The 3449-nt window shown below is 64.3% G+C and carries 3 protein-coding genes and 1 pseudogene; 3 read left to right on the top strand and 1 reads right to left on the bottom strand.

Going from position 1 to position 3449, the window contains the following annotated elements; all coding sequences use genetic code 11:
* Nucleotides 1-129 precede the first annotated feature (129 nt).
* The 3 genes and pseudogenes from MHN84_RS29510 to MHN84_RS29500 all read left to right on the top strand — a co-directional run.
* Complete coding sequence (locus MHN84_RS29510) at nucleotides 130-1794, top strand: hypothetical protein (protein ID WP_241207981.1); 1665 nt, start codon at nucleotides 130-132, stop codon at nucleotides 1792-1794.
* Nucleotides 1791-2000, top strand: a complete 210-nt coding sequence (locus MHN84_RS29505) for a hypothetical protein (RefSeq protein WP_241207982.1) — start codon at nucleotides 1791-1793, stop codon at nucleotides 1998-2000. The genes MHN84_RS29510 and MHN84_RS29505 overlap by 4 nt, the downstream gene beginning before the upstream one ends.
* Nucleotides 1993-2247 (top strand): annotated as a pseudogene (locus tag MHN84_RS29500) (ATP-binding protein); the annotation flags it as partial. The gene MHN84_RS29505 and the pseudogene MHN84_RS29500, both read left to right, overlap by 8 nt.
* Here the strand turns inward: MHN84_RS29500 and MHN84_RS29495 are convergent.
* Nucleotides 2236-3198, bottom strand: a complete 963-nt coding sequence (locus tag MHN84_RS29495) for a DMT family transporter (RefSeq protein ID WP_241207980.1) — start codon at nucleotides 3196-3198, stop codon at nucleotides 2236-2238. The pseudogene MHN84_RS29500 and the gene MHN84_RS29495 overlap by 12 nt on opposite strands.
* Between the last annotated feature and the right edge of the window lie 251 nt (nucleotides 3199-3449).

Raw genomic sequence — 3449 nt, 5'->3', positions numbered from 1 at the left:
AAGCGCTGGTGGCGTCGCCCCATCACGGTTGCCGCGACCACGGCGGCGTCCACTCGGCCGGCCATTTACATCGTCAGCAATGTCTATTTGCAAATGGACATGTAGATGGACACCGCATAGGGTGATGCCATGAATCTCCGCAAGCGGCGTCTTCCTGCACATGGCATCAGCTCTCCGGTCATCGCAGAGGATGCTTACTGGCAGCAACACAGTCAGTGGGGCGCTCCCACCGTCGACACCGCAGAGTTCGCAAAGCTGCTCGGCGTATCCATCGCGGCGTTTCACAAGCTGACAACCCGCGATCCCAATTTCCCGCAGCCGGCGATCCCGGGTCGACCAAAGCTGTGGACGAAGGTTCAGGCCTTCGAGTGCAAGCGGGTTCGGCGCCAGAATCGCGGAGCGCAGATTCCCCGGATCTACCACCAGGGCGACGGGCTGCAGCCGGCGATGTGGGTGGGCGCCGAACGACACGCACCTTACGACGCATACGGCAGCCCGAAACCCTGGATCGTGCATATTTGGCAGCCCGCCGACGACCGCGGGCCCGTAGCGGTGGCCTACGGCGACGTGATGACCACCGGGCGGGCCGCGCACTGGGCGCCCCGCCTCCTACAAGTCCTCGAATCAGTGACGGCTGTCGCGGTTGTGAGCGACGAGATGCGACCACTACCTGGGGAGGTGAGTCCGCCGGGCTGGCAGGCCGAATTGGCGGTCGCTGAGCGACAACACGGAGCCCCGCCCGGCACTGCCATTGTGGAAACTTGCGGATGGTTCGACCTCGCCAACCTCCTGCGGCTGAACTTGCCCTGGTGGCCAGCCGGTCTGCGCAGACTCGACGACATCCAGGCGTGGCGGCCGGGAGCCGCCCCGCAATCGGTTCGCCCCTCAGACCCGCTCTATGACCCGAACACCCTCAACCAGCTGCTCGCCGAAGCTGCCGACGATGCTGAGGCAGACCGCTGTCGCTCGGTCGTCGACGTCATCAACGCACGCCTGGAAGCTGGGATCTACGCCGCACCAGCGCATCCTGACGTGCCCGGAGGAGTCGAACGGCCGGGCCTGTTCCAGGCGGCATACCCCCGCAACCCCAACCCGACGTTGCTTGAGCCGCCCACACTCGGGGAGGTGTACCCACTGATGAACCTCCGGGTACCCAGTGAGGCTGCACGCCAGAAGGCGGTGGAACTGCTGTCTCACCGCAACGAGGTGCGCGAACTGGTCGGTATCACGGTGTGCACTTCGGAAGACGACGGACCCCTCGCCAGGGAATGGATTTCACGACTTAAGCCGTGCGAAGACCCACAGACCCTCGGCGCGATGTTTGCGCGGCGGACATTCACTGATGACCAACGAACGCAGCCCTGCCAATGGTGGTACGACCCACGGGCCGACTTCGGATGGATCGCCAAGACAACTGATGGCACATACCACGCCACCGTGGGAACACGGATGCCCGCCGATGGCCGACTGACCGCATTTGAGGTCGAAGCACGTTGGTGCGCAGCGTTTTACCGAGCAGCAGGGACGGTATGGCCCATGCCGCTCGGCGGAAGTGGTTACTACACCTGCGGTTATCGCGGTACGGGACCGGACAATCTCATTGCAGCCGTCTGCCAACTGCACGTTGCCGCCGACGCGTACCTGCCTGATAGCTCTGACACCCGCGGCGCGCCGGCGGCCCTCAAACAGCTCGTCCACACCAGAGAGGCGCCCCTGACTGTGGACGAATCCGAGCTGGCCGAAGTGATGGATTCGCTCGAAGCGGAGGACACCCAAAGAGGAACGCCGCGATGACCCCGCACAGCTCGCCGGCGGTCCTTCCCTCTGCGCATAGCGGTTCTGTGGTCACCGCCTTGACCGCCGCGACGTCGGCCGCCCACGTCGCCGTTGAGCACGCCCAGACGGTGGCCGACCAGATTTTCGGGCTCAGCGTGCTCTCGCTTCGCAAGCAGGGCTACAACGATCGGTTCATCGCCGACCGCCTGCGGGCAAGAGCTTGACCGCCGCGGTGCCGAGCTGTTGTTTCAGGTGCTCACCGAACGTGAAGAGAAGGCCTCGGTCGCCATCGCGTCGAATGAGAGCTTCTCGGGGTGGGCCAAGACGTTCACCGACCCACGGTTGTGCGCGGCGATCGTGGATCGGCTCACCTTCGGCGGCAACATCATCGAAACCGGCACCGACTCCTTCCGTCTCGCCCACACCCGCGCCAAGTCCGGTGCAGCAGGCGGCGACCGGTCAGTCGGCTAGCCGGGGGGTGGCCGATGAATCAACCCGCTGACCATCATCGACAGGGTCGTCCCCGTCGGATGGGGGGCGGGTTCGTACCCGCGTCGACAAGGCGATGCCGAAAATCACGATGATCGCCCCCACCGGTTGATTCCAGTGGAGATGCTCCCCGAGCAACGCGGCACCCAGCACCACCCCGACGATCGGCGTCAAATAGGTGACGCTGGCGCCGGCGGTCGCTCCCCACGCCGAAACGACGTTGGTGTTCCACACATAGGCCAAGCCGGTACCCACAACACCCAGCAACACCATGCTGATCACCACCGAGGCGCTCAGAACGACGCTGTCGCGCGCGATGAACGGTGCGAGCAGCATCATGATGACCCCACCAACGCCGACCTGCATCGTCGCCACCGTCAACGCTGGCAGACCCCGAGGGGCCACGTAACGACGCAGGTACACAAACGCCGCTCCGTAACTGGCGGTGGCCGCCAGACACCCCAGCTGCGCGGCCACCGACCCGCCGATGCGGCCATCCCACGGAGCCAGCACCACCACGACACCTCCAAAGCCCAACCCCAAACCCAACAGCCGGCGCCGAGTAGGCCGTTCATCGGGCAATGCCGCAATCGCCATCAGCATCGTCATCAGCGGGGTCGTCGCGTTGTAGATCGAGGCCAGACTCGATGCGATGAACTGCTCAGCCCACGCGAAGATCAAAAATGGTGCTACGCACAGCAGTACCGCCACGACCGTGACGTGCAACCAGACCCGATCCCACCCCGGCAACCGGGCTCTGGTCATCAGCGTCAAGACCAGCAGAGCCAGCGCTCCGCCGACCAGTCGCGCCAACACGACCTGGGCAGGTGACAAACCCTCCAAACCGACCTTGATGAACAGGAAGCTCGAACCCCACGCCGTAGCGAGCAACCCGAACTGCAACCACACTGGCACCGACAGACGACTGGACACAGCCGACGATCCTTCCGAACAAGCCCCACCCAGGCTGGCGGAAAACCGACCACACAGTCCAGCAGGAAAGAGCGACTCCCAAATTGGCGATCAAAAGAACACCCACGACGCCTCGCCTGACTCCGGACTTCGTGATCAAACGACTCCCGAATCAGCAGTCTGAATCACCCGAGGAAGACAAGTTGCGCGCCGACGTCCATTTGCGGTCGCTGTAAGAGCATGTGCTGCTGGCGGGTAGCTCCGACGACTTC

It is taken from the genome of Mycobacterium sp. PSTR-4-N (assembly GCF_022348085.1).
Lineage (GTDB): Bacteria > Actinomycetota > Actinomycetes > Mycobacteriales > Mycobacteriaceae > Mycobacterium.
Note: the sequence above shows the minus strand (reverse complement) of the source record. Positions and strands in the feature narration are given on the sequence as shown.